Origin of the sequence: Dyella solisilvae (assembly GCF_003351225.1) — a bacterium.
In the GTDB taxonomy this organism is placed as follows: domain Bacteria; phylum Pseudomonadota; class Gammaproteobacteria; order Xanthomonadales; family Rhodanobacteraceae; genus Dyella; species Dyella solisilvae.
The window spans coordinates 1,544,024-1,568,022 of the sequence record NZ_QQSY01000001.1 but is presented as its reverse complement, the minus strand read 5'-3'; the positions used below and the strand labels follow the sequence as shown (position 1 = coordinate 1,568,022).

24 protein-coding genes and 1 tRNA gene are annotated in these 23,999 nt (G+C 65.8%); 16 read left to right on the top strand and 9 right to left on the bottom strand.

Annotated features, from left to right (window positions below; genetic code table 11):
- Positions 1-16 precede the first annotated feature (16 nt).
- Both DVT68_RS06900 and DVT68_RS06895 read right to left on the bottom strand, forming a co-directional pair.
- Positions 17-784: a M90 family metallopeptidase gene (locus DVT68_RS06900; protein WP_114824237.1), complete on the bottom strand. Its 768-nt coding sequence runs from the start codon at positions 782-784 to the stop codon at positions 17-19.
- A 6-nt stretch (positions 785-790) separates the two neighbouring features.
- Positions 791-1,012 (bottom strand): hypothetical protein, encoded by a 222-nt coding sequence (locus tag DVT68_RS06895; RefSeq protein WP_114824437.1) that lies wholly within the window; start codon positions 1,010-1,012, stop codon positions 791-793.
- Positions 1,013-1,353: 341 nt separating this feature from the next.
- Here DVT68_RS06895 and DVT68_RS06890 point away from each other — a divergent pair, with 341 nt between their 5' ends.
- The 5 genes from DVT68_RS06890 to DVT68_RS06870 all read left to right on the top strand — a co-directional run bounded on the left by DVT68_RS06890 (position 1,354) and on the right by DVT68_RS06870 (position 5,782).
- On the top strand, positions 1,354-2,325 hold the full coding sequence (locus DVT68_RS06890; protein WP_114824236.1) for a biotin--[acetyl-CoA-carboxylase] ligase: 972 nt from the start codon (positions 1,354-1,356) through the stop codon (positions 2,323-2,325).
- Positions 2,322-3,080, top strand: coding sequence for a type III pantothenate kinase (locus DVT68_RS06885; protein ID WP_114824235.1), 759 nt, complete (start codon positions 2,322-2,324; stop codon positions 3,078-3,080). The genes DVT68_RS06890 and DVT68_RS06885 overlap by 4 nt, the downstream gene beginning before the upstream one ends.
- A gap of 36 nt (positions 3,081-3,116) precedes the next feature.
- The gene (locus tag DVT68_RS06880) at positions 3,117-3,878 is read left to right on the top strand and encodes an SPOR domain-containing protein (protein ID WP_114824234.1); all 762 of its coding nucleotides are present in this window, start codon (positions 3,117-3,119) and stop codon (positions 3,876-3,878) included.
- A 52-nt stretch (positions 3,879-3,930) separates the two neighbouring features.
- Positions 3,931-4,006, top strand: a tRNA-Thr gene (locus tag DVT68_RS06875).
- Positions 4,007-5,233: 1,227 nt separating this feature from the next.
- Entirely contained in the window at positions 5,234-5,782 is a 549-nt protein-coding gene (locus DVT68_RS06870) for a cytochrome b (RefSeq protein ID WP_114824233.1), read from the top strand.
- A 25-nt stretch (positions 5,783-5,807) separates the two neighbouring features.
- Here DVT68_RS06870 and DVT68_RS06865 read toward each other — a convergent pair whose 3' ends face one another.
- Positions 5,808-6,737 carry a hypothetical protein gene (locus DVT68_RS06865; protein WP_114824232.1) on the bottom strand — a complete coding sequence of 310 codons (930 nt, stop codon included), beginning with the start codon at positions 6,735-6,737 and terminating at the stop codon, positions 5,808-5,810.
- A 384-nt stretch (positions 6,738-7,121) separates the two neighbouring features.
- Here DVT68_RS06865 and DVT68_RS20415 point away from each other — a divergent pair, with 384 nt between their 5' ends.
- From DVT68_RS20415 to DVT68_RS06840, 5 genes are read left to right on the top strand one after another with little or no spacing between them, the layout of a single operon-like run.
- Positions 7,122-7,484: a rhodanese-like domain-containing protein gene (locus DVT68_RS20415; protein WP_158543460.1), complete on the top strand. Its 363-nt coding sequence runs from the start codon at positions 7,122-7,124 to the stop codon at positions 7,482-7,484.
- Positions 7,485-7,493: 9 nt separating this feature from the next.
- Complete coding sequence (gene rocF, locus DVT68_RS06855; RefSeq protein WP_114824230.1) at positions 7,494-8,408, top strand: arginase; 915 nt, start codon at positions 7,494-7,496, stop codon at positions 8,406-8,408.
- A gap of 37 nt (positions 8,409-8,445) precedes the next feature.
- The gene (locus DVT68_RS06850) at positions 8,446-9,804 is read left to right on the top strand and encodes a tryptophan--tRNA ligase (protein WP_114824229.1); all 1,359 of its coding nucleotides are present in this window, start codon (positions 8,446-8,448) and stop codon (positions 9,802-9,804) included.
- Positions 9,805-9,833: 29 nt separating this feature from the next.
- Positions 9,834-10,160, top strand: coding sequence for a hypothetical protein (locus DVT68_RS06845; protein ID WP_114824228.1), 327 nt, complete (start codon positions 9,834-9,836; stop codon positions 10,158-10,160).
- A gap of 17 nt (positions 10,161-10,177) precedes the next feature.
- Positions 10,178-10,819: a DUF6348 family protein gene (locus DVT68_RS06840; protein WP_114824227.1), complete on the top strand. Its 642-nt coding sequence runs from the start codon at positions 10,178-10,180 to the stop codon at positions 10,817-10,819.
- A 9-nt stretch (positions 10,820-10,828) separates the two neighbouring features.
- Here DVT68_RS06840 and DVT68_RS06835 read toward each other — a convergent pair whose 3' ends face one another.
- Positions 10,829-12,559, bottom strand: coding sequence for a SulP family inorganic anion transporter (locus DVT68_RS06835; protein ID WP_114824226.1), 1,731 nt, complete (start codon positions 12,557-12,559; stop codon positions 10,829-10,831).
- A gap of 26 nt (positions 12,560-12,585) precedes the next feature.
- Positions 12,586-12,969: a VOC family protein gene (locus tag DVT68_RS06830; protein ID WP_114824225.1), complete on the bottom strand. Its 384-nt coding sequence runs from the start codon at positions 12,967-12,969 to the stop codon at positions 12,586-12,588.
- Between the two features lie 291 nt (positions 12,970-13,260).
- Here DVT68_RS06830 and DVT68_RS06825 point away from each other — a divergent pair, with 291 nt between their 5' ends.
- The gene (locus DVT68_RS06825; protein ID WP_114824224.1) at positions 13,261-13,665 is read left to right on the top strand and encodes a globin; all 405 of its coding nucleotides are present in this window, start codon (positions 13,261-13,263) and stop codon (positions 13,663-13,665) included.
- A gap of 61 nt (positions 13,666-13,726) precedes the next feature.
- On the opposite strand, the gene DVT68_RS06820 is transcribed toward DVT68_RS06825, so the two are convergent.
- The 3 genes from DVT68_RS06820 to pdhA all read right to left on the bottom strand — a co-directional run bounded on the left by DVT68_RS06820 (position 13,727) and on the right by pdhA (position 17,305).
- Entirely contained in the window at positions 13,727-15,112 is a 1,386-nt protein-coding gene (locus tag DVT68_RS06820; RefSeq protein ID WP_114824223.1) for a dihydrolipoamide acetyltransferase family protein, read from the bottom strand.
- Positions 15,113-15,235: 123 nt separating this feature from the next.
- Complete coding sequence (locus DVT68_RS06815; RefSeq protein WP_114824222.1) at positions 15,236-16,216, bottom strand: alpha-ketoacid dehydrogenase subunit beta; 981 nt, start codon at positions 16,214-16,216, stop codon at positions 15,236-15,238.
- Positions 16,217-16,219: 3 nt separating this feature from the next.
- Positions 16,220-17,305 (bottom strand): pyruvate dehydrogenase (acetyl-transferring) E1 component subunit alpha, encoded by a 1,086-nt coding sequence (gene pdhA, locus DVT68_RS06810; protein WP_114824221.1) that lies wholly within the window; start codon positions 17,303-17,305, stop codon positions 16,220-16,222.
- Positions 17,306-17,517: 212 nt separating this feature from the next.
- On the opposite strand from pdhA, the gene DVT68_RS06805 reads away from it, so the two are divergent.
- From DVT68_RS06805 to DVT68_RS06795, 3 genes are all read left to right on the top strand, one after another.
- Entirely contained in the window at positions 17,518-18,366 is an 849-nt protein-coding gene (locus tag DVT68_RS06805) for a tryptophan 2,3-dioxygenase (protein ID WP_114824220.1), read from the top strand.
- Between the two features lie 187 nt (positions 18,367-18,553).
- Complete coding sequence (locus DVT68_RS06800) at positions 18,554-20,062, top strand: peptide MFS transporter (protein WP_114824219.1); 1,509 nt, start codon at positions 18,554-18,556, stop codon at positions 20,060-20,062.
- Between the two features lie 144 nt (positions 20,063-20,206).
- Complete coding sequence (locus DVT68_RS06795) at positions 20,207-21,712, top strand: peptide MFS transporter (RefSeq protein ID WP_114824218.1); 1,506 nt, start codon at positions 20,207-20,209, stop codon at positions 21,710-21,712.
- A gap of 169 nt (positions 21,713-21,881) precedes the next feature.
- Here DVT68_RS06795 and DVT68_RS06790 read toward each other — a convergent pair whose 3' ends face one another.
- Positions 21,882-22,370 carry a MarR family winged helix-turn-helix transcriptional regulator gene (locus DVT68_RS06790; RefSeq protein WP_114824217.1) on the bottom strand — a complete coding sequence of 163 codons (489 nt, stop codon included), beginning with the start codon at positions 22,368-22,370 and terminating at the stop codon, positions 21,882-21,884.
- 105 nt (positions 22,371-22,475) lie between these two features.
- Here DVT68_RS06790 and hppD point away from each other — a divergent pair, with 105 nt between their 5' ends.
- Positions 22,476-23,549 (top strand): 4-hydroxyphenylpyruvate dioxygenase, encoded by a 1,074-nt coding sequence (gene hppD, locus DVT68_RS06785; protein WP_114824436.1) that lies wholly within the window; start codon positions 22,476-22,478, stop codon positions 23,547-23,549.
- 51 nt (positions 23,550-23,600) lie between these two features.
- On the top strand, positions 23,601-23,999 hold the full coding sequence (locus DVT68_RS06780) for an endonuclease domain-containing protein (RefSeq protein ID WP_233523368.1): 399 nt from the start codon (positions 23,601-23,603) through the stop codon (positions 23,997-23,999).

Below are 23,999 nucleotides of genomic sequence, written 5' to 3'. Positions count from 1 at the left end.
CCTGCTAGCGAGTGCTTCAACGCGGTGCAGGCGAAGGCCCGTAGTACGCCTCGAGCAAATCCGCCACTTGGGCATCCGCGCGACGCAGCACGCCAGGCTGCGACCAGTGCAGCTCGCTCACTACCGCGAAAAACTCGTCGGCGCCCTCGGCTGCATAGGGATCGATCAGCGTGTCGCGGCCGCGCGCCACCTCGTTGGAGAGGTGGTCGAAGGCGCGCTGGAAGGACACGATCCACTGCCGTCGCGGAATCGATGGCGGCAGCGGCGGCACGCCGTCGGCCGGCCCGTCGAGCATGTCGAGTTTGTGGGCGATCTCGTGCACGACCACGTTGAAGCCATCCCACGGGTGCTCGAGATCCAGCTGCACGTCCGCCAGCGACAGCACCAGCGGGCCGCGCTCCCAGGATTCACCGATCAGAACTTCCTCGCCCTCGCTGACCACGCCGCTGGGTTCGTCGTGGTAGTGGCGCCGCACTTTGAATTCGCCCGGATAGATCAGCACATTGCGCCAGCCGCGCAGCGCCTTGGGGCCTTGCTGCAGCGCCGGGATGCAGGCCTGCATGGCGATCACCACGCGCATGGCGTCGGTAAGTTCGGCGCCGGCCAGCGCATGAAAGCGCTTTCTGGCGAGGAACACGGCCACGAGGCGGCGCAGCTCGTCCTGACGCGCCGACTCGAGGCGTCGCGCCAGGGCGCAGTCAGACAACGCCTGTTGCCAGGGAGCGTCGGCGAGGGGAGGAGGAGTCAGGTAGGCGCTGAAGCGCCGCCACCAGGACGCCGGCACGGCCGGTTACTGGATGGACCCGGGCAGCAGCGATTGCCAGCCGAGGTTGGCGCGGCGATTGCGGGCCGACGGGGCCGGGGCCGCGCTGGGGCAGTTGTCGTTGCTGGAGGACGAAGAGGAGCCCGGCTGCGTGTTGCTTTCGCGCGAGACACCCAGGGCGTCGCCACCGGAACTGCTGTTGCCGGCGCCCTCGTGGCTGCCCATGTTGCCGTCCAGGTTGCGCTGCATGGAGCCCAGATCCTGGCCGTCCGCGTCCATGGCCGATGCAGCACCTACGCCGCCGACGCACAGAACACCAACAATCAAGATCTTTCCGAAGCCCATGGCGGCTCAACCCCTTGATCCGCAAATCAAGCGTTGGATGCTGGCAGAAACGGAGGGCCGATACCAGTGCCATCGCAGGTAGCTGCGGCCCCAAGGCGAGTCCCAGAAGTCATGGGATGGCAAAGTCTCGCGTCCGATGTGAGCGTGGCGCCGGCAGGCTAGAATTGCCGGATGCCTCTCTTCCTCTCCTCGTCCGAACTTTCGATCGTTGGCCGCGGACGCCGCGCCTGTCTCGGCGTGCGCTGATGCAGGCGCAGGAGCTGCTGAACGTGCTGGCGGATGGCCAAACGGTGTCGGGCGCGGCCTTGGCCGAGCGTGCGGGAGTAACCCGGGCCGCCATCTGGAAACAGATCGAAGCGTTGCGCGCCCGCGGCGTGCCGGTGGAGTCGCGCGGCACAGCCGGGTATCAGTTGCCCTGGCCGATCCAGTTGCTGTCCGACACTGCCCTGCGCGCGGCGCTGCCAGCGTCGCTGCGCAAGCGCTTGGGCAAACTGGAACTGCACTGGGAGCTGGACTCAACGTCCAGTGAGATCCAGCGCCGCGCCGCAGATTTGCCTGACCTCACCTTGATCCTCGCCGAGACCCAGTCCGCCGGACGCGGTCGGCGCGGGCGCAGCTGGCTGTCTCCGCCGGGGCTGAACATCTATCTGTCCTGCCTCAAGCGCTTCGACGGCGGCTTTGCGACGCTTTCCGGCCTGTCGCTCGCCGTGGGCGTGATCGTGATGCGCGCACTGGCTTCCCTGGGCCTGCATGGCGCGGGCCTGAAGTGGCCCAACGACGTGCTGAGCGGGCAGGGCAAGTTGGCGGGCATCCTGGTGGAGCTGGCCGGGGAGTATCAGGGGCCGTGCGCCGCCATCATCGGCGTAGGCATCAATGTCCGCCTGACCGCTAGCCTGCATGAACAGGCCGGGCAACCCATCCATGATTTGGCCAGTCTGGCCGGTGGCGTGGCGCCCGACCGCAACCGTGTGGCCGCCGCGCTGATCAGCGCACTGGTTGAAGGGCTGGAGCAGTTCGAGCGCGAGGGGTTCACCCCCTTCGCCGAGGAATACGCGCAGTACGACCTGCTGCGCGGCAAGCCGCTGCGTCTGCAGGGAGCTCTGGGTGAGGTTGATGGCGTCGGGGCCGGCGTGGATGCGCGCGGCGCGTTGCTGCTGCAGACCCGGGAGGGCCTGCGTGCAGTGGACAGCGCCGACGTCACGGTGCGCCGCGCATGAGGTTGCTGCTCGATCTCGGCAATACTCGCCTCAAGTGGGCCTTGCGCGACAGCGACGGCTGGCATGCGCAGGGCGCTGTCGGCTGGAACGAGGACGTCGCGCTGTCCCTGCATGAGGCCTGGCGCGGATTCGACGCGCCGCGGGACGTGTTCGGCGCCTCGGTGGTCGATGGCGCCCGCGAAGCGCAGGTGGCCGCCGTTGTCGCGGCGTGCTTTTCGCGCACTCTTGAGTGGCTGCGCACGCCATCGATGGCTTGCGGGGTCATCAATGCCTATCCCGAGCCTGCGCGACTGGGCGTGGACCGCTTTCTTGCGATGGTGGCCGCGCATGCCGAAGGTCTGGCGCCCTGCGTACTTGCGGGCGCCGGTACGGCGCTGACGCTGGATGCGCTCACGGCCGAAGGTCGCCATCTCGGCGGCCTGATTGCGCCGGGACCGCAACTGATGCAGCAGGCCCTCCTGGGCGCCACCGCGCGCGTGCTGGTCGATCGCCCGGGCGAGGTGCTCGAGGTGGCCGACAACACGCCCGATGCGGTGGCCTCCGGCTGCTGGCAAGCGGCGGCGGCGCTGATCGAACGCTTCGTCGCGCACATGTCGCCCGAGCTCGGCGGCGCGCCGCAGCTGGTGCTGGGCGGCGGCGATGCCGAGGCGTTGCAGCCGCTGCTGTCGATGCCCACCACGCTCAGCCCCGACAGCGTGCTGCGCGGACTCGCCGTGTGGTCCGATGCACACTCACCCTTTGTGCCGGCTCTCTAGAATGCCGGTTCCCGCCGTTTGCCAGTCGGATCAACGATGTTCCTGCGCCTGCTGTTCGTCCTGCTGATTGCCCTCAACATCGCGGTGGGCGCCTGGCTGCTGCTGGGGCAGGACGACGTGCACGGGCGCAGCGCCACCGACCCGGGCGTGCCCACCTTGAAACTGCTGTCGGAGCGGCCGGCGCCGCTTGCCAGCGTGGCGCCGGCAGGCAGCGCCACGACCAGCGTTGCGGCCGCAGCTACCGCAGCAGCTCCGGCCTCGGCGTCCACCGTTGCTTCGACTTCATCGACGCCCGCCACGCCGGCGCCTGTGGAACCGCCTCCGGCCCCGACGCCTCCGCGCCCGACCACCTACACCTGCATGGCGCTGGGCCCGTTCGCCACGCCGATCGATCTGCGCACTGCGCGCAGCGCGCTGAGCAGCCAGACGGCGCGCATGCGCTCGCGCCAGGAACAGACCACCCAGACCACCGGATGGTGGGTCTACCTCCCGGGCGGCGGCAGCCGCGACAAGGCGCTTGAACTGGGGCGTCGCCTCGCCGCGGCCAACGTGGGCGAATACTTCATCGTGAGCACCGGCGACCAGTCCAACACGATCTCGCTGGGCCTGTTCAAGGACCCGGCCAATGCGCGCCGCCGTCGCGACCAGGTCGTGGCCGCCGGCTTCCCGGCACAGATGGCCGAGCGCACCGAGAGCGTGCCCGAATACTGGCTGGACGTAGTGATGGCGGATAACGGCCACAGCGACTGGCGCAGCCGCGTGCACGGGGTCGGTTCCCACAGCACCGGCTGCTTCTGAGCCGCCGCCTTTGGCCTTGGCCCGGGCGAGCCTGCTAGACTTCGTCTCCTTCGCCGGTATAGCTCAGTTGGTAGAGCAACTGATTTGTAATCAGTAGGTCGCGGGTTCGACTCCTGCTGCCGGCACCAAACGATCTTCCGAATCCTTTGATTCCAGGCGCCAAGCCTGGAGGCAAACCATTGGAGCTAGCGCCTGGGCAATCCAGGCGTTTTTCTTTTGGCCAACCGGAAAAATCGACCTACATCCGCGCCGCTTGGCGGCCCTGCCATCGAAATCTACATGGGGCACGTGCTTGTGCTCATGGACCCGGGAGCCGTGCTCGCGGGCCGCATGTAAGGTCGTCATGGCGCCGCCAAGACATCTGCTTTGTTCCCTGGCCATGCAGCCGCGATCGTATCGAGCTACGCCGCCAGGCTCCTGCTGGATGACGCTGCCAATTGGCTGACCATGTCGCGTGGTCGCCAGCAAACGAACCCGGGCGGCGCAACGGATGCCGCATGAGAGGCGATGTGAGAAAGCGTGATGGAGGTCACATTGTGTGATCCATAGGATCAACGTCATTGCCGCGATTCAGCAGGGATGTCATGGCCCCATTTCTACGTCTTGTCTGTTGGCTCCGTAAGCATCAATGGGATAAACCTCAGCCAGGCGTGAGGATCTGCCGACGCTGCAGCGTGGAGCAGCGCCGAGTATGGGATGACTGAAGACTTGGGCGCCTCCGGCAGGTTTCTTCGGCGTCCCGTTTGATCTCAATTTGAGACGTTCATCCGCAGCCGGTCGAGTGATGAGTTCCCGATGCGCACTCTCGAACTCATGCGTCGAGATATTCGCGGAAGACGCCAGGGCGCCGTCACGAGCAGTCGGGCTAATGCTTGGCTCGAGTTCCTGAGGGGGCGACAAGATCAGCTCGCCCAAAGTTGCGCTGTCTTCGTGTGAACTAAGTCAATCGCAACGAGGCTACTCGATTCGCCTTACCCAAGATGGCCGTCCAAACACCGGGCTTCTTCCGCGATTGGCCCGGCATACTTTGTGTAGCGCCGCATCCAGCGGTGCGAGTCGACGATTGCAGGCCAGCATCCTGCCGATGCTGACGAGCACAAGCACCAAAACGGCGGCGCTCCAGCCGGTCGGTTGACGTGGCTGGTTGAGTGAAATGGCAGCGCGGCCGACGTGGAGTCGGTAATGAACGGCACGATTCCGCCGCAAGCGGTCCGCATTGACGCACGTGCATGATCCGAACCATCCGCTAAGCAAACGCAAAGCGGATTTGTCCGACCCTAATGATCCGGGGCGCGGCCCTGCGCGGACTCATGGTTGGCGCCGCGACGCCCTCTCACGTCACTACAGGAATGGACATGTCCAGCGCCACTTACTCACCGTGGATGCGACGCCTCCACTGGATCATCGCCCTGTGCGTCGGCATCGCGTTGCTGCTGATCGAGCTCAAGGGCTGGTTTCCGCGAGGTTCGGCGACGCGGCGCGCGGTGCAGTGGGGACATATCCAGTTTGGTATCGCGGTGCTGGTGTTGATGGCGCCTCGGGTGCTGGTTCGCCTTCGAGCCGCGACGCCGCCGATAACGCCGCCGTCACCGCCATGGCAGATGGTGCTGAGCAAGCTGGTCCATGCGGCCTTGCTGCTGCTGACCGTCGGCATTCCGGTGCTGGGCGTGTCGATGATGTTTGTCTCGGGCAAGCCCTGGAACCTGTTGGGCCTTGCCTTGCCGACCATGACAACGCCCGATTCCACCCTCGCGCATCAACTGAAGGAAGTGCACGAGACCTGTGGAAACGTGCTGATGTGGTTGGCCATCGCGCACGTCGCGGCGGCGCTCTATCACCACTTTGTGCAACGTGATGACACGCTGTTGCGCATGGCCCCGGGCCTGCGCAACCGCTCCCGCTGACTGAAGCAGGAGCTGACGCCAGACCTCAGGCGTTGCGCAGGTCGCGATACGCAGACGCGAGCGGCGCCACGAGGATGGTGAGCATCGGCCCCACCAGCGCGGCGACCAGAACCATCACAGGGCCCAGCACGGACAGCAGCGGCCCGATGTGGGGCAACTGCCCATCGTGGAACAGAGCATGCAGGTGGGGCGGATCGAAGCCGCCAAGTTGCGAATAAATGATCGCGAGAATGACGCCTTCAAGGGTCAAGCCGATGCCGAAGGCGATGATCGCCAGCACGACCATCAAACCGGCCAGTTTCCAGGCATGGTCCCTGGTGAAAGTCCAGGATTCGAACAGCCGGAACTCCCTGTCGACAAACGTCATGACCGGTCCGAGGGAGAGGCGAACCGCTACCCAGATCCACGCGCCCATGGCTGCAACCACGACGCCAGCGATCAGCACGACACGGGTGATGGTGGTCGCTGTCGGGTCCGGTATCAGGCCCGTGAGGAGCCAGACCAGGCCGCCCAGCGCGCCGCCGCCGAGCATCACCCCGAAGATGGCGAACATCATCATCACGCCATAGACGAATAGCGACAGCGCCAGCCAAAGCTCCTGCGTGCCGAGTCGCAGCGCAAAGAAGCGGCGGTTGTCGGGTTCAAGGATGCTGCGGTAGATGGCGCCCACCAGCAGTGCGCGGCCAGCCAGGCCGGTGACGAACATGATGGGGTTGGCCATCATCATCCGGCTCTGCAGCCGAAAGAAGTCGGGTGGCGGTCCGCCTTGGGGGTCGAGGTGCCTGATGCCCGCGAACAGCGATGGCAGCTCGGAGAACATGTAGCCAAATACGCATGCCACCGGGACGAGCGCGATGAGCAGGTAGGCTGCGCTCCATGCGAGGACCGACCCCGGTCGGCGCACGATAAGGTCAAAGCCCGAGCCGATGGCTCTGCTGATGGAGAAATCCGCCACGTTTCGCCCCTGTACGAAAGTGAGTGTTCCGACGCCTTGTCCCCAGACTGCCAGTTGCGCGGGCTTTTTGCAGCCGCCCCCCGGCAAGCCACGACACCCGGAATCTGTCGCCTGCCCTTCAGGCATGGGCGCCGAAGTGAGACCGATGCCCAGGCCGAATTGCCATCCGGCACGGGTAGAATGCCGGGGCTGAAGAGCAGTGAGCCGCACCAGGCGGCCCGCACGGATGACCATGGCGGGCGATGGCGCGCTGTTGTGGCAATTAAAGGCATATTAATCAAGACGTTGATGCGCATTATGGGTTCTGGCTGCCGCACCGCTACGAGGAAATCCGGCAGGCACGGGGGCCTTCTGGCCGTTCTCCTGATGCTGGCCGGCGTGGGCATGGCTATCGCGGCGGATGCGCCGTTGAGCCCCACGCAGCTGGTGGAGCGCCAGCAAGCCGGACAGGCGCCGCTGCTGCTCGATGTACGCCACACCGACGAATACCGCGCCGATCACATTGCCGGTGCGCTCAACATCCCCGTGGAAGAGCTGGGCAGCCGCGCGGGCGCGCTTGGCGTGCCGCACGACCGCGAGATCGTGGTGTACTGCGTGTCTGGGCGGCGCGCGGCCCGGGCGCTGGAAACGCTGCAGTCGATGGGCTACAGCCATGCACGCGTGCTCGATGGCAGCCTCAATGCCTGGCGTGACCAGCATCTTCCGCTGGTGCACGACGGCGTGGCTGCCGCAGGTCAATCTCACTGACGGGTTTTCATGGTCAACAAGTCAATTTCCCTGATTGGCGTTCCCACTGATATCGGCGCCGGCCATCGCGGCGCCTCGATGGGGCCCGAAGCCCTGCGCGTGGCGAACCTCAGCGCCAGGCTGGCCAAGCGCGGCCTGGACGTAGTCGATCGTGGCAATCTGCAAGGGCCGCTCAATCCCTGGCTGCCGCCGCAGGACGGTTATCGGCACCTGCCAGAAGTGCGGGCCTGGAACGAGGCGGTGCATGAGGCCGTGCACGCCGAGCTGGCGCTGGGGCGCTTGCCGATCATGCTTGGTGGCGACCACAGCCTGGCGATCGGTTCGATCAGCGCCGTGGCGCGCTACTGCCGCGAGCAGCGCAAGCAGCTGCGCGTGCTCTGGCTGGACGCACACGCCGACTTCAACACCGCCGAGGTCACGCCCTCCGGCAACATCCACGGCATGCCTGTCGCGTGCCTGTGCGGAAAGGGCCCGAAGGAACTAGTGGAAGTGGGCGGCCACGTGCCCGCCACCACGCCGGACGTGTTCCGCCAGGTCGGCATTCGCTCGGTGGACGAGGCCGAAAAGCGGCTGGTGCGCGAATCGCAGGTGAGCATCTTCGACATGCGCCACATCGACGAGGTGGGCATGAAGCGCACGATGGAAGAGGCGCTGGCCGGCGTGGATGAGAACACGCACCTGCACATCAGCTTCGACGTGGACTTCCTCGATCCGACCATTGCGCCGGGCGTGGGCACCACGGTGCGTGGCGGCCCCAATTACCGCGAAGCACAGCTGTGCATGGAGATGATCGCCGACACCGGCCGCATCGGCTCGATCGACATCGTCGAACTCAATCCCGCGTTCGACAAGAAGAACCAGACGGCGCGGCTGGCGGTGGATCTGGTCGAATCGCTGTTTGGCAAATCCACCCTGATCCGCTGACACTCCCTTTTTTTCAAGCTTCCAAGAACGAGAAACCATGAAGACCCGCGTACTCACTGGCATCACCACCACTGGCACCCCGCATCTGGGTAACTACGTCGGCGCGATCCGCCCGGCGGTGGCGGCGAGCTGGCGTGACGATGTCGACGCGTTCTACTTCATGGCTGACTACCACGCGCTGATCAAGAGCGACAACCCGGAGCGCATCGAGCGCTCGCGTCTGGAAATCGCGGCGACCTGGCTGGCCGCCGGTCTCGATCCGCAGAAGGTGACCTTCTACCGGCAGTCGGACATCCCCGAGATTCCGGAGCTGACCTGGTTCCTCACCTGCGTCACCGCGAAGGGTCTGCTCAACCGCGCGCACGCCTACAAGGCCTCGGTGGACAAGAACACCGAAGCGGGCGAGGACCCGGATGCCGGCATCACCGCGGGCCTGTACATGTATCCCGTGCTGATGGCCGCGGACATCCTCGCCTTCAACGCGAACAAGGTGCCGGTGGGCCGCGACCAGATCCAGCACATCGAGATGGCGCGCGACATCGCGCAGCGCTTCAACCACATCTACGGCCGCGAGTTCTTCGTGCTGCCGGAGGTGGTGATCGAGGAACAGGTGGCGACGTTGCCGGGCCTGGATGGTCGCAAGATGTCCAAGAGTTACGACAACACCATTCCGTTGTTCGCCGGCGGGCAGAAGCACCTGCGCGAGTCGATCATGCGCATCGTCACCGACTCGCGCCTGCCCGGCGAGGCCAAGGATCCGGACAGCTCCTCGCTGTTCACCATTTTCCGCGCGTTCGCCAGCGAGGCCGAATCGGTGGCGTTCCGCCAGGCGCTGGTCGACGGCATCGGCTGGGGCGAGGCCAAGCAGGTCCTGTTCGAGCGCATCGAAGTGGACGTGGCGCCGATGCGCGAAAGCTACGATGCCTTGATGGCGCGTCCCGCAGTGATCGAGGAAATCCTGCAGGAAGGCGCCAAGAAGGCCCGCGCCATCGCCGCGCCCAAGGTGGCTGAGCTGCGTGACGCGATCGGCCTGCGCTCGGGCGTGGCGATCGCGCCGCAGGCCGCCGCCAAGGCGGCGCCGAAGGGGGGCAAGGCGCCGCGCTTTGCGAGTTTCCGTGATACCGATGGCAGCTTCCGCTTCCGCCTGTTCAGCGCTGATGGCGAAGAGCTGCTGCTCTCCAAGTCGTTCGCCGATCCCAAGGCGGCCGGCTCGCTGCAGAAGCGCATCAAGGAGCTGGGCGCCGCCGCGGTGCTGCAGGTGCAGGCGCTCTCGATGGCGCTGGAGCTGGACGGCGAGCACGTCGCGGTTACGCCCACCTACACCGGCGAGCAGGCGCGCGACGAAGCGTTGACCCGCTTGCGCGGTGCATTGGACCAGTTGGCCGCCCAGGAATGAGCGCGGCGCCGCGAGCGGAGTGAACGGACATGCGATATCTCGCCATCGTGTTGCTGCTGCCCTGGCTGCTGATCCTCGCCTGGGCGTATTGGTCCTATCCCAAGAACCTGCTGCGCACACCCACGCGGCGCGCCTTCGACATCGCGGCGCTGCTGCTGGCGGCATTCGGCGCCGTGCAGTGCGCGAACGCAGCCTTCGATACCGCCAGCGTACCTGCCGTCGGCCAGTACGGGCCGCAGAGCGGGGCGATCTGGCAGCAGGTGCTGCCGGCGCTGTGCGGCTATGGGGCCTGCGTGTTGGTATTGGTGCTGGCCATGATCGTGCGCCAGCTGGTATGGCGTTCCCACGCACGTTGATCGGGTAGGGCCCAGAGATGCAAGACACCGCACTGCAGAGTTACCTCCTTCGCCTGTTTGAGCGCCACGACGTCGAGCTTGAGCCCGACGAGGAATGGCTGATGACCGACGGCGACTTTCCGGCCGTGCGCGCCAGCTGGTACGACGGCGCCGATGGCCAGCCTGGACGTCTGGACGTCGATATCGTGCTCAGTGAAGAGCGCCATATCGAAGAGAGCTTCGCTGGCGCCGGTGGCGGCGACTCCGGGTGCCGCCAGGCGCTGGAGGCCTTCGAGCGCAGCGTGTTCCACGTGCTGCTGGCGGCCTGCTGGTACGTCACCGACGATCGCCGGATGCACCTGGAGAGTTGGGACCTGGGCGTGCGCACCTGGGACGTGTTCGTCGGCCCGGTGCAGTCCAGCCACGAGAGCGTCGAGGCGCCGGCCGGCCTGCTGGCGAGCCTGCGGGATGCGCTGCAGAGCGAAGCGCTGAGCGCGGAACTGCATTGGGTGCGCCTGTTCTACCGCCGCGACGAGGACGGCCAGGTCAGTGCGGAAGCCCTGCTGGACAACGCGCCGTGGCCGGCCGGCGACCGCCTGCTGGCGGCGCTGGAGTGGCCCTCTGCCGTGAAGGGCTACAACGTGCGTGGGTTCGTCGCGCTGGATATCCGCGACTACTGAGCGGGATTCCTAGCCATGTGGGGAGGTCTCGTCGGTGGTGGCCGCACGAGACTCCGACCCTTCCCCGAATCGCTCGCGGTAGGCGACCAGCGCCGCCTGCCGCGATGGGTAGTACAGGATGCCGGTGCGTGCCGGTGGCAGCCCTGCCCGGGTCATCCGCGTGACCAACTCCTGGGTGCGGCCCGCGATGACCAACTGGATGCCCTGCGGCTGCAACGCGCGCTGCAATTCATCGATGGCATGCAGCCCGGTGATGTCGTTCTTGGTCATTGAGATGGCGTCGACCACCACCCAGCGCGGCTGTTCCTGGCGACACAGATGCTGGATGCGCCGGCGGAAGTAGTCCGCATTGAAAAAGGTCAGCGGCGATTCGAAGCGGTAGATCAGCAGGCCGGAAATGGCGCGTGCCTGCGGGTAGTGCGCCAGCTCGTAGAAACCATCCTGACCATCGATCAGGCCAAACAGCTGCTCGGTGGGGCGAGTCACCTGCGACAGGAAGCGCAGCAGCGCGATCGTCACCGCCAGCAGGATGCCGGACATCACGCCGAAGAGCACCACGCCGGCCACGGTCATCAGCGCGATCAGGTGCTCGCCGCGGCTGAAGCGGCGCAGTTCGCGCAGCCCACCCAGATCGATCAGGCCGGCCGCGGTGGCCAGCAGGATCGTGCTCAGTGCCGCGTGCGGCAGCATGGCGAGCGCTCCGGTGAGGTACAGCGGCACCAGCAGGATGACCAGGGCGGCCACGATCGACACCAGTCGGCTCTTGCCACCGGAGGTTTCGTTGACCGCCGTGCGTGAGCTGGAGCCGCTGACGGGAAAGCCCTGGCAGGCGGCGCTGGCCAGGTGCGAAAGGCCGAGCGCGAAGAACTCCTGGTCGCCGTCGACGTGGTAGCCGTTCCTGGCGGCGAAGGCGCGGCTGGTGAACATGCCGCTGCTGAACGTGATCAGGGTGAGCGCCCCGGCTGCCGGAACCAGCGTCCCGAGCAAGGCGTGCGGCAACGATGGCGCGACCCACGGCGGCAGGCCGGAGGGCAGGGCGCCCACCATGTCCACGCCCCTGGCGGCGAGACGGAACATCCAGGACGCAAGGCCGGCGCCGGCCAGCGCAATCAACGCGGCGGGTCCGCGTGGCCAGGCCAGCCTGAGACCAAGAAACGCGACCAGCGTTCCAGCCGACAGCAGGGCCGTGGGCCAGTGGATGTGCGCCAGCTGGGCCAGCAGCGAGTGCACCTGCGAGATGGTGTCGCCGCCGCCGAGGGTGATGCCCAGCGCCTTGCCGGACTGGCTGACCAGGATCGTCACGGCGACGCCGTTGAGCAAGCCGATCAGGATCGGTCGCGAGAGGAAATCCGCCAGGAAGCCGAGGTGGAAGCGGCTGGCGACCACGCTCATCACGCCGGTCATCAGGGTCAGCGCCATCGCATAGCCCTGATATTCATCGCTGCCGGGCGCCGCCAGCGGCATCAGGGTGGCGCCGAGCATCGCGCAGGTCGCGGCGTCGGGTCCGACGATCATCTGGCGCGACGAGCCGAACAACGCGTAGACGATCATCGGCAGCACCGCGCTGTACAGGCCGATCAGCGGGCTGAAGCCGGCCAGTTGCGCGTAGGCGATGTTGATCGGCAGCGCCACCGCCGCCACCGACAGCCCTGCCTGCAGATCGGTGCGCAGCCAACCGCGCTGATAGCGCAGCAGTTCCGCCAGTCCCGGTATCAGGCGCTGCAGCAGCGGTTGGGGCATGGCGGCGCCTGTGACGGCGTGGGCCGTCAATCCCAGAGATTGAGGTGGGGCCCGAAGCGGTCGCGCTGCGGTTGCACCACGCAGAATCGATGTCCGCTCGGCGCCTGCATCACCCACCAGCGGTCGCGCACGCAGGCCACCGGCGTGGCGCCAAGCTTCTCCAGCCGCGCCACCTCCGCCTGAAGGTCATCGGTTTCGATGTCCAGGTGCACCCGCGATTCATGCGCCACCCGCTGCAGCAGGATGATCGGCTCATCTTCCGCAGTGGCCAGCTCGGCGTAGCGCCCGTCACCATCCTGGTCCAGCGTCACGATCGCCTTGCCGAGCGCATGGCTCCAGAACGTGGCCGACTCACCGAGGTCCTCGACGTTGCAGTCGATCACGAGGGTGCACAAGCGACTGTGGTGCATGGAAGGCTCCCATCGAAGCGCCATGGCACACCGTATAGCGGCTGGCGGGTCGACGGGCTGTCAAACCGCGTGCCCGACTCGACGCCAGACAGTGGATCGGGCCCGGCGTGTGCCCACGGATCGATGACGTTGGATGTGAGCATCCTGCCTGGCGGGGCAGGCCCGCACGAACACAGTGCATCCGCGATGCGCCTGATCGTCATCTCGCGACCATGTGCCTCAAGAGGGCGAGCGCGCGTGGGTGTAGCTTGCAGCGCCGGAAGGACGATGACGTCCGGGTACGGAACAAGCATGCAAGACACCTTCGATGATCTGCAGACCAGCTATGGACGCTGTCTGCGCCACGGCGGCTTCATTGCCCGCTTCTACGAGATTTTCATGGCGAGCCATGCGGACATCCCCGCCATGTTCCGGCACACCGACTTCAGCGCGCAGTACCTCGCGCTGCGGCGTGGCATCAGCTCGGCCATCGCCTTTGCCGGCGGCAGCACGCTCACAAGGCGCACCATGATCGAGATGGCCAAGGTGCACAGCCGACAAGGCAGGGCGCCGGTGTCGCCCACGCTCTATCCCTATTGGTCAGACAGCCTGCTGCGCGCCATTGCCGAACACGATCCCGAATACGACTTCGCGCTCGAGCAACGCTGGCGCCAGGCGCTGGATCACACGACGGCGTATTTCGTCGCGCATTACTGAGCGAAGGCGACGCACAAAAAAAGCCCCGGACTGGCCGGGGCTCTTCGTGCAACGTCGAACCTCAGTTCGGCAGCGACAGGTCGTCCAGCAGCGCCTTGAGGAAGCGCGCGGCTTCACCGCCGGTGGCGGCGCGATGGTCGAAGGTGAGCGAGATCGGCATGCGGCGATGCACTTCGATGCCGCCCATCACCGCCACCACGTCGTGGCTCAGCTTACCGGCGCCGATGATGGCCACGCACGGCGGCACGACGACCGGCGTGGCGTAGCGACCGGCGAACATGCCGAAGTTGGACAGGCTGATGGTGTAGCCCGAAAGCTCCGACGCCGGGATGGAACGATCTTCCACCGACGTACGCAGGCGCTTGATCGCGGCGCGGATGCCGGCGCCGTCGAGCACGTCGGCGTTGCGCAGGGCCGGCACGAACAGGCCTTCCTCGGTGTCCACGGCGATGCCGATGTCCACGTGCGGGTGCAGCGTGCGGGTGAGGTTCTTGCCGTCGAACCAGGCGTTGAGCGCCGGCACGGTCTTGCATGCCACGACGATGGAACGGATCAGGCGGGCGGTGATGTCCTGCTTGCCGATCCAGGCGTGCAGGTCGGCGTCATCGACCAGCGTGGTGGGCACCACGTTGGCGTGGGCCTCGGCCATCACGCGCGCCATGTTGCGGCGGACACCCTTCAGCTGTTCCGGCTGGCCACTGGCCTGCACGCTCGGCGGGGCCGTGCGCACCGGCTTGCCGGCGAGCGAAGTGGCCGTGCGGGCCGGCTCGGGTTCCGGCAGCTGGGGCGCGAGGTGGCGACCGGCGGAAGCCGGTACGGCGGCGCGTGCCGGGGCGGCGCCCAGCGCGGCGCTGCCGTTGGCGGCGGCGTTCTTCACGTCCTGCATGGTGACGACGCCATCGGCGCCGGTCGGGCGCACGCGGGTCAGGTCGACCTTGAGCTTCTTGGCGAGCGCACGCACCGCCGGCACGGCCTTCACGCCGCCGACGCTGCTGGCCTGCTCCACGTGCACATGGCTGCCGGAGATCATCGCGCCGACCACGGTGCCTTCATCTTCACGATCGGCCGTGCCGTTGCTTTCGATCTCGCCGCCTTCATCGGAAGCGACCACCTTGTGGGCGTCCGGAGTGGCTGCGCCGGCGCCCTTCTTGGGGCCGTGGTGATGGCCGGTGGCTTCGGCCTCGGCGCGCTGCTTGGCGTTCGGATCGGGCTCGAAATCGGCCAGGGCGGCGCCGGTCTCGATGATGTCGCCCGGGGCGCCGTAAAGCTTCTTCACCGTGCCGGTATAGGGCGAGGGCACATCGACCACCGCCTTGGCGGTTTCCATCGAGCACAGCGGTGCATCGAGCTTGATGTAGTCGCCTTCCTTCACGTGCCACTCGACGATGGTTGCGTCGGGCAGGCCTTCGCCGAGGTCGGGCAGGTAGAACGTCTTGATGTCAGCCATGATTCTGATTCCGTGGGACAGGCGGAGAGTTTCATTTTCCGTCATCCCGGCGAAAGCCGGGATCCAGTGCCTTTAAAGTCGCTGGGTCCCGGCTTTCGCCGGGACGACGAGCGAGAAATGCGGTTAGCTGGCGGCCAGGGTGCGCTTGGCGGCTTCCACCACGCGCTCGGTGCTCGGCAGGTACTTCATCTCCAGGCGGAACAGCGGGATGTGCGTGTCGAAACCGGTGACGCGCTCGACCGGGGCCAGCAGGTCATACAGGCACTCCTCGGCGATGCGGGCGGCGATTTCCGCGCCGAAGCCAGCGGTCTTGGGCGCCTCGTGCACGATCACGCAGCGACCGGTCTTCTGCACCGACTCGGCGATGGTGTCGAAGTCCAGCGGGGTCAGCGTGGCCACGTCGATCACTTCGGCGCTGATGCCTTCGGCGGCGAGTTCGTCGGCGGCTTCCAGTGCTTCCTTCACCTGGGCGCCCCAGGTGACGATGGTGACGTCGGTGCCGTCGCGCAGCACGAAGCACACGTCCAGCGGCAGCGCCTCGCCGTCATCGGGCACTTCTTCCTTGTACTGGCGATAGATGCGCTTGGGCTCGAAGAACATCACCGGATCCGGATCGCGGATGGCGGCGAGCAGCAGGCCGTAGGCACGTGCCGGCGAAGACGGCATCACCACGCGCAGGCCCGGGATGTTGGTGAACAGGTGCTCGTTCGCCTCGGAGTGGTGCTCCGGCGCACGGATGCCGCCGCCCCACGGGGCGCGCCACACGGCAGGCACGGTGATGCGACCGCGGGTGCGGTTGCGCAGGCGCGCGGCGTGGCAGGCGATCTGCTCCATCATCGGGTAGATGAAGCCTTCGAACTGGGCTTCGGCCACCGGCTTCATGCCCTGGGCGGCGAGGCCCACGGTGACACCGGCGATGGTGGTTTCGTCCAGCGGCGTGTCGAGCACGCGCAGTTCGCCGAATTTTTCCTGCAGGCCCTGGGTGGCGCGGAACACGCCGCCGTTCACGCCGACGTCTTCGCCCAGCACCACGACGCTTTCGTCGTGAGCCATTTCATACGCGAGAGCCTGGGTGACGGCTTCGATAAGAGTGATCTGTGCCATGACTTAGTGGGCCTTCTTGTCGAGCTGGAGTGCGAGATCGCGCTGCTTGGCGAGATCAGCGGGGACTTCGGCGAAGGTGTAGTCGAACATCGCCGTGACCGGCTGGGTCTTGGTCTCGAGGTAGGCATTCACCTCGTTGTCCATCCACTCGTCGCACTCGTTCTTCCACGCCTCTTCCTTGGCGTCGTCCCACACGCCCTTGGCGACCAGCCAGGCGCGCAGGCGCTTCATCGGCTCCTTCGCCCAGGCGTCCTTCACTTCCTGCTCACCGCGGTAGCGGCGGGCGTCGTCGGCGGTGGTGTGGTCGCTGAGGCGATAGGTGACCAGCTCCAGCACGCTGCCGCCCTCGCCGTTGCGGGCGCGGTCCAGGGCGTCGCCCATGGCCTTGCGCACGGCGATGATGTCGTTGCCATCCACCTGGATGCAGTACAGGCCAGCCGCGATGCCCTTCTGCGCCAGCGTCGGGGCGCCCGACTGGATCTTGCGCGGCACCGAAATGGCCCACTGGTTGTTGACGATGACAGCCACGAGCGGCAGGTTCTGCGCGCCGGCGATGTTGATGGCGCCGTAGAAGTCGCCCTTGGACGAACCACCGTCACCGATAGTGCACACGGCCACGCGCTTCTCGTTGCGGATCTTGAACGCCAGCGCGGAGCCGGCGGCATGCAGGCACTGCGTGGCGATCGGCACCGACCAGGCGAAATCGTGGCGCGCCGGCTCCTTCTGGTAGTCGTTGCCGCGCTCGTCGCCGCCCCAGTACATGTACACCTCGCGCGGCTGCACGCCGCGGTAGAGCTGGGCGCCGTATTCGCGATAGCTGGGCGCGAACACGTCTTCTGGCTTCATGGCGCTGCCGATGCCGACGTGCGCCGCTTCGTGGCCCAGGCAGCTGGCGTAGGTGCCCAGCTTGCCGGTGCGCTGCAGGGCGACCGACTTCGCATCGAACACACGGGTCGACATCATCAGCTTGTACAGCTCGACCATGTGGTCGAGATCCTTGGCGAAGGCAGGCAGATCGTCACGGACCTGCTTGCCGTCCGCGTCGAGATACTGCAGGTATTCGATTTCGAACTTGGCGGCGATGGACACGACTCGCTCCCGGAGTGAGTAATGAAAAAATGGGGTGCGGGGGCGTCGGCGGCCCATCCAGTGGGGCCAGCGGCGGACGTAAAGCCCTGAGCAAGACCAAAATTGTTACAGGGCCTCATGTTGCGCCGCAAGGCACGGTGCAGCATGCGCACGGGTACGGCGCAGTCTTCGCAAGCGGTTAACATGCGTATTCCACCGCTAGCAGGCAGGCCATGACCACGAACCAGCGCGACCTTGAGGCCGGTATCGAACTCGACCTGAACGGGCGACTGACCTATGGCGGCTATCTGCGGCTGGACCAGCTGCTGACCGCGCAACAACCGTTGAGCGATCCGCCGCATCACGACGAGATGTTGTTCATCGTGCAGCACCAGGTCTCGGAGCTGTGGATGAAGCTGCTCATCCATGAGCTGAAGGCCGCCATCGCCCACCTGCAGCGCGACGAGCTTGATCCCTGCCTGAAAATCCTGGCGCGGGTGAAGCACGTGCAGCGGCAGCTGTTCGAGCAGTGGGCGGTGCTGGAGACGCTGACGCCGTCGGAGTACCTGGAATTTCGCGGCGTGCTGGGCTCGTCTTCGGGCTTCCAGTCGCTGCAGTACCGGCAGATCGAGTTCCTGTTGGGCAACAAGAATGCCCAGATGCTGCAGGTGTTTGCCTATGACCCGGCGGCGCAGGAAGCGTTGCGCGCCGTGCTCGAGGCGCCCAGCCTGTATGACGAGTTCCTGCGCTACCTGGCCCGCCGCGGCCACGCCGTGCCGCAGGAACTGACCGAGCGCGACTGGTCGCAGCCGTACCAGCGCCATCAGGGCCTGCTGCCGGTGTTCAAGCGCATTTACGAAGACCGCATGGCGTTCTGGCCCGAGTACCACATGTGCGAGCAACTGGTGGACATGGAGGGCAGTTTCCAGCTCTGGCGTTTCCGTCACATGAAAACCGTGGAGCGGATTATCGGCCACCGTCGCGGCACGGGCGGTTCCTCCGGCGTGTCCTTCCTCAAGAAGGCGTTGGACCTGGAGTTTTTCCCCGAATTGCTGGATGTGCGTACGGAACTGGGTAGCTGATTCGTCACCATTCCCGATTCCACCACCAGCGCTTGTTCACGCCTCCGAAACGGCGGTTGCCAGCTCACCGTCATTCACGCTTACGCGAAGATGACGAAGAGGCGGCCTCGAGGCCGAGGTCGCGAACAGGCTCCGACATCATTTCCGGCGGCGTACATGGCGCCGCTTCGCTTGCAAAGGGGCATGCATGAGCAACACCACCGAGACCGCACCCGCGTCCACGCCCGACTTCCCGCAGATGCTGGGGCATCCACGACCGCTGTGGATGTTGTTCATGACCGAGTTCTGGGAACGCTTCGCGTTCTACAGCGTGAGCTGGGCGCTGGCCCTGTACATCGTGGCGCACTTCTTCCACGGCGATCCGGCGGGCGAGGCCTGGGCCAGCAAGATCTACGGCGCCTATACCGCGCTGATCTACGCCACCAGCATCTTTGGCGGCTTCGTGGCGGACAAGGTCATCGGCTACCAGCGATCGATCCTGATCGGCGCCCTGGTGATGGCGCTGGGACTGTTCGTGGTGATGCTGCCGAGCAAGGAGCTGTTCCTGCTCGGGCTGGCGATGGTGGTGGTTGGCAACGGCCTGTTCAAGCCAAACATTTCGTCGATGGTCGGCCAGCTCTATGGCCCCAAGGATGAGCGCCGCGACCGCGGTTTCACGCTGTTCTACATGGGCATCAATGGTGGCGCGCTGCTGGCGCCGCTGCTGACCGGCTGGCTGGCCGGTTATTTCACCGACACGCCGACGCAGGAGAACTATCGCATCGTGTTCGCCGCGGCCGGCGTTGGCATGGCGCTGAGCCTGTTGTGGTTCTGGTTTGGCCGTCGCGGCCTGCGCAACGTGGGTCGTCCTGCGCCCGACCAGACCAATCGCATGCGCGTGGTGTGGGTGCTGGTGGGCGTGGCGGTGGCGGTGCCGCTGGTCTATCTGCTGTTGGCGTTCATTGGCGCGAGCGGCCTGCAGTGGTTGCTGAGCCTGTTGTTCGTCGGCGTGGCCGCGATGCTGGTGGTGGAGGCGGTGCGTCATGACCGCGTGCAGCTCGATCGCGTGATCGCGATGCTGATCATCTTCGCCTTCAACATCCTGTTCTGGATGATGTACTTCCAGCTCGGCACCTCGTTCAACTTCCTGGCGGAGAACATGGTCGACCGCCAGATGTTCGGCGGCTGGACGTTCCCCGTGGGCTGGTTCCAGTCGGTGAGCCCGGTGGCGATCATCGTGCTGGCGCCGCTGGTGACGCAGGTGTGGTCGTGGCTGGCGCGGCGCCACAAGGAGCCGTCGATCCCCCGCAAGTTCGGACTGGGCCTGGTGTTCAACGGCCTCGGTTTCACGGCGTTGATGTATGCGCTGACCTATTCGGTCGACAGCCACGGGCTGATCCCGTTCTGGCCGTTGACCGCCTGCTATGTGCTGCAGACCATCGGCGAGCTGTGCCTGTCGCCGATCGGCCTGTCGATGGTGACCAAGCTGGCGCCGCCGCGCGTGGTGGGCGTGGCGATGGGCGGCTGGTTCCTGTCGATGGCGGTGGGAGGCAACCTGTCGGGCCTGCTGGCCGGAGAGATCAGCGGCGAGAGCGGCATGACTGCGGCGTCCGCGCTGGCGGGCTTCACCTTCAGCTTCTGGCTGCTGGCGGGCGCCGGCGTGCTGTTGCTGCTGATTTCCCCGCTGATCAATCGCCTGATGCACGGCGTGCGCTGAGCCTGGGCCGCCGAAACCACCGGCGGTCGCGCCACGGAATGGTGCGCCGCATTTGACGGACGCGGCGGTGGCCGGTTACATCTTTAGAGGCGCAAGAAATTACGAGTGGCGCACGGGCGCCGATCCAGCCTCTATGGAAATTGCATGAGCGACACCACCGCCACCCTCAAGGCGATCCCCGAATACCCCCAGACCATGGGCCATCCGCGACCGTTGTGGATGCTGTTCATGACCGAGTTCTGGGAGCGCTTCGCCTTCTACGGCATGCGCTGGGCGCTGACCCTGTACATCGTGGCGGAGTTCTTCAAGGGCGATCCGTCGGGGCAGGCCTTCGCCAGCCGCACGTACGGCGCTTATCTGGCGCTGGTGTATGCGGCGGCGGTGTTCGGCGGCTACGTGGCCGATCGCATCATCGGCTACCAGCGCTCGATCCTGGTCGGCGCGGTCGTGATGGCGGCCGGCCTGTTCATGATCATGCTGCCGAACGAGCAGGTGTTCCTGTTCGGCCTGTCCACCGTCATCGTGGGCAACGGCCTGTTCAAGCCCAACATTTCCTCGATGGTCGGGCAGCTCTATGGCATGGCCGATGCGCGCCGCGACCGCGGCTTCACCCTGTTCTACATGGGCATCAACGCCGGCGCGTTGTTCTCGCCGCTGCTCACCGGCTGGCTGGCCAGCCACTTCACCGACACGCCGATGGAGCAGAACTACAAGCTGGTGTTCCTGGCCTCCGGGCTGGGCATGCTGGTGAGCCTGTTCTGGTTCTGGATCGGCCGCCGCCAGCTCAAGGGCGTAGGCCGCCCCGCGCCGGACCAGGCCAGCCGCCTGCGCGTGGCCTATGTGGTGATCGGCTGCGTGCTTGCCATTCCGCTGGTCTACGTGATGATGGCCAAGGCCGGCGCCGTGGTCTTGCAGTGGATGCTGAGCGCCCTGTTCGTCGGCTTGTCGCTGCTGCTGCTGGTAGAGGGCTTCCGCGAGGGCAAGGTGCAGCGCGACCGCGTGATCGCCATGCTGATCATCTTCGTGTTCAACGTGCTGTTCTGGATGTTCTACGAACAGGCCGGCAGCTCGTTCAACTTCCTCGCGCAAAACATTGTCGACCGCGAGCTGTTCGGTGGCTGGGTGTTCCCGGTGGGCTGGTTCCAGTCGGTCGCGCCGCTGGCGCTGGTGTTGCTGGCGCCGCTGGTGTCGATCGCCTGGGGCTGGCTGGACCAGCGCAAGCTGGAACCCTCCATCCCCCGCAAGTTCGGCCTGGGCCTGCTGGGCAACGCGCTGGCCTTCGTGGTGCTGATGTACGCGCTGTCCAGCCTCGTGGACAGCCGCCATCTCATCCCGTTCTGGCCGCTGGTGCTGGTCTACGTGCTGCAGACCCTCGGCGAGCTGTGCCTGTCGCCGATCGGCCTGTCGATGGTGACCAAGCTCGCGCCGGTGCGCCTGGTGGGCTTCGCGATGGGTGGCTGGTTCCTTTCCACCGGCATCGGCAACAACCTCTCGGGCATCTTTGCCGGCCACGTCAGCGGCAAGACCGGCATGACCGTCGCCTCCGCGCTGAGCGGCTTCACCTTCAGTTTCTGGCTGCTGGCCGGGGCCGGCGCGGTGCTATTCCTGATCGCGCCACTGATCAACCGGCTCATGCACGGCGTGAAATAAGGACACACTCACCCCTCCCGTCAGTCTCGCGAACCCCGAAGGGGGCGAGTGCGGGAATCCCTTGTCGTCAGCTTTCCATGCCCCCGAACTTGCTGGATGGCCAGCTTTGCTGTGGTACAGCGCTCCCGCCCCCGCGGGAGTGACGCAAACCAGGCGAGACGCCTGACGCTTATTTCGGTTCCATCGCCTGCAGCTTGTCGAGGATGCGCACCAGCCAGGTGCGTTCTTCCTCGTCCAGGCGGGCCAGCAGGTTGCGCTCGTGCTGGCGGGCCATGGGGGCGACCACTTCGTGCACCGCCCAGCCAGCCTCGCTCAATCCCAGCACGGAACGGCGCTTGTCGCCGTCATGGGTCGCGCGCGTCACCCAGCCAGCCTCGACCAGTTTGGCCAGGGCGCGGCTCACCGCCACCTTGTCCATCAGGGTGCGCTCGGCGACCTCGCGGGCCGACAGCCCGTCGAAGCGGGCCAGCACGGCCATCACTCGCCACTCGGTCATGCTCAGGTCGAATCGCCGCTGGTAATCGTCGGCAATGGCCTGGCTGACAGCATTGGAAAGGATCGAGAGCCGGTAGGGCAGGAAACGCTCGAGCTCCAGCGGGGCGTGGTCTGGGTGGTGTTCTTCGGGCACTGCTGCTACGCTCCTTGCAAGTGGTTTCATATGTAACTATAACGTCAGGATTATGAGGATGGTCGCACGCTTGGCGTAGGCCATTGAGCATCGATTCTTCAGGAGATCCCCATGAGCGCGCAGCCCAATCTTGGCATGCAGGTGACCACCTTCGAAAACCCCATGGGCATCAACGGTTTCGAGTTCGTTGAATTCGCTGCCCCGGCGGGTCGTGGCCCGGAGCTGCACGCCTTGTTCAAGCGCATGGGATTCTCCCCGGTGCTCAAGCACAAGTCCCGCGCGATCACGGTCTACCGCCAGGGCGACGTGAACCTGCTGGTCAACGAGGATCCGGACTCCTTCGCTGCCGAATTCGCAAAGGCGCATGGCCCCTGTGCAGCAGGCTTCGCCATCCGCTTCCGCAAGCCGTCCGGCGACGTGCGCGCCATGGTGATGGCCAATGGCGGTGAGGAAGTGGGCGCCAAGGGCGAAGCCACCAAGGCCGTGAACGCGCCGGTGGTGAAGGGCATCGGCGATTGCATGCTCTACCTGGTCGACCAGTACGGTGACAACGGCAGCATCTATGGCGATGACTACGCGCCGATACCGGGCGCCGATCAGCACCCGAAGGGTTTTGGCCTGACCTTCATCGACCACCTCACGCACAACCTCTACTTCGGCAACATGCAGAAGTGGTCCGATTACTACGAGCGCCTGTTCAACTTCCGCGAGATCCGCTACTTCGACATCAAGGGCGCCAAGACGGGGCTGGTGTCCAAGGCGATGACCGCGCCGGATGGCATCGTGCGCATCCCGCTCAATGAATCGAGCGATCCGAAGTCGCAGATCAACGAATACCTCGACGCCTATCACGGCGAGGGCATCCAGCACATCGCGATGTTCACCGACAACATCTACGACACGGTGGAGGCGATGCGCGCCAAGGGCGTGGAATTCCTCGACACGCCGGACACCTATTTCGACGTGATCGACCTGCGCATCCCGAACCATGGCGAGGACGTGCCGCGCCTGGCGAAGAACAAGATCCTGATCGACGCCGATCCGGAGACCAAGCAGCGCAAGCTGCTGCAGATCTTCACGCAGAACAACATCGGCCCGATCTTCTTCGAGATCATCCAGCGCAAGGGCAACGAAGGCTTCGGCGAAGGCAACTTCCAGGCGTTGTTCGAGTCGATCGAGCGCGACCAGATGAAGCGCGGCGTGCTGTAAGACCCGCAAGCCCCTCCCCCTTGGGGGAGGGGTGGGGGAGAGGGTGCGGGCATGCAAAAAGGCAGGATGCCGCCGCTACCAACAAGGACGCTCAAGCATGCTCGTGTTTTGCGGCAAGCAACGACCGAAGCCGAACAACGCCTGTGGCAGCATCTACGCGCCGGGCGACTGAATGGCTGGAAGTTTCGTCGCCAGCATCCTGTTCCTCCTTACATCGTTGATTTCTACTGCGAGGCTGCCAAAGTTGTCGTTGAACTCGATGGCTCGCAGCACAAGGCCGAAACGGACCACAAGCGCACGTCCTTTCTCGCAAGCCGGGGCCTGAAAGTTCTGCGCTATTGGGACAACGAAGTACTGAACGAGACCCATGCGGTGCTAGAGGCGATCCTCGGCGCCGTTGAATACCGGACCCTCACCCCAACCCCTCTCCCGGAGGGAGAGGGGCTTTAG

What these genes read in the sequence shown, in the direction of transcription:
- DVT68_RS06895 (WP_114824437.1), bottom strand. Translation starts at nt 1,012, where the DNA reads ATGCAGCGCAACCTGGACGGCAACATGGGCAGCCACGAGGGCGCCGGC.
- DVT68_RS06890 (WP_114824236.1), top strand. Translation starts at nt 1,354, where the DNA reads ATGCAGGCGCAGGAGCTGCTGAACGTGCTGGCGGATGGCCAAACGGTG.
- DVT68_RS06885 (WP_114824235.1), top strand. Translation starts at nt 2,322, where the DNA reads ATGAGGTTGCTGCTCGATCTCGGCAATACTCGCCTCAAGTGGGCCTTG.
- DVT68_RS06880 (WP_114824234.1), top strand. Translation starts at nt 3,117, where the DNA reads ATGTTCCTGCGCCTGCTGTTCGTCCTGCTGATTGCCCTCAACATCGCG.
- DVT68_RS06870 (WP_114824233.1), top strand. Translation starts at nt 5,234, where the DNA reads ATGTCCAGCGCCACTTACTCACCGTGGATGCGACGCCTCCACTGGATC.
- DVT68_RS20415 (WP_158543460.1), top strand. Translation starts at nt 7,122, where the DNA reads ATGGCTATCGCGGCGGATGCGCCGTTGAGCCCCACGCAGCTGGTGGAG.
- rocF (WP_114824230.1), top strand. Translation starts at nt 7,494, where the DNA reads ATGGTCAACAAGTCAATTTCCCTGATTGGCGTTCCCACTGATATCGGC.
- DVT68_RS06850 (WP_114824229.1), top strand. Translation starts at nt 8,446, where the DNA reads ATGAAGACCCGCGTACTCACTGGCATCACCACCACTGGCACCCCGCAT.
- DVT68_RS06845 (WP_114824228.1), top strand. Translation starts at nt 9,834, where the DNA reads ATGCGATATCTCGCCATCGTGTTGCTGCTGCCCTGGCTGCTGATCCTC.
- DVT68_RS06840 (WP_114824227.1), top strand. Translation starts at nt 10,178, where the DNA reads ATGCAAGACACCGCACTGCAGAGTTACCTCCTTCGCCTGTTTGAGCGC.
- DVT68_RS06835 (WP_114824226.1), bottom strand. Translation starts at nt 12,559, where the DNA reads ATGCCCCAACCGCTGCTGCAGCGCCTGATACCGGGACTGGCGGAACTG.
- DVT68_RS06830 (WP_114824225.1), bottom strand. Translation starts at nt 12,969, where the DNA reads ATGCACCACAGTCGCTTGTGCACCCTCGTGATCGACTGCAACGTCGAG.
- DVT68_RS06825 (WP_114824224.1), top strand. Translation starts at nt 13,261, where the DNA reads ATGCAAGACACCTTCGATGATCTGCAGACCAGCTATGGACGCTGTCTG.
- DVT68_RS06820 (WP_114824223.1), bottom strand. Translation starts at nt 15,112, where the DNA reads ATGGCTGACATCAAGACGTTCTACCTGCCCGACCTCGGCGAAGGCCTG.
- DVT68_RS06815 (WP_114824222.1), bottom strand. Translation starts at nt 16,216, where the DNA reads ATGGCACAGATCACTCTTATCGAAGCCGTCACCCAGGCTCTCGCGTAT.
- DVT68_RS06805 (WP_114824220.1), top strand. Translation starts at nt 17,518, where the DNA reads ATGACCACGAACCAGCGCGACCTTGAGGCCGGTATCGAACTCGACCTG.
- DVT68_RS06800 (WP_114824219.1), top strand. Translation starts at nt 18,554, where the DNA reads ATGAGCAACACCACCGAGACCGCACCCGCGTCCACGCCCGACTTCCCG.
- DVT68_RS06795 (WP_114824218.1), top strand. Translation starts at nt 20,207, where the DNA reads ATGAGCGACACCACCGCCACCCTCAAGGCGATCCCCGAATACCCCCAG.
- DVT68_RS06790 (WP_114824217.1), bottom strand. Translation starts at nt 22,370, where the DNA reads ATGAAACCACTTGCAAGGAGCGTAGCAGCAGTGCCCGAAGAACACCAC.
- hppD (WP_114824436.1), top strand. Translation starts at nt 22,476, where the DNA reads ATGCAGGTGACCACCTTCGAAAACCCCATGGGCATCAACGGTTTCGAG.
- DVT68_RS06780 (WP_233523368.1), top strand. Translation starts at nt 23,601, where the DNA reads ATGCAAAAAGGCAGGATGCCGCCGCTACCAACAAGGACGCTCAAGCAT.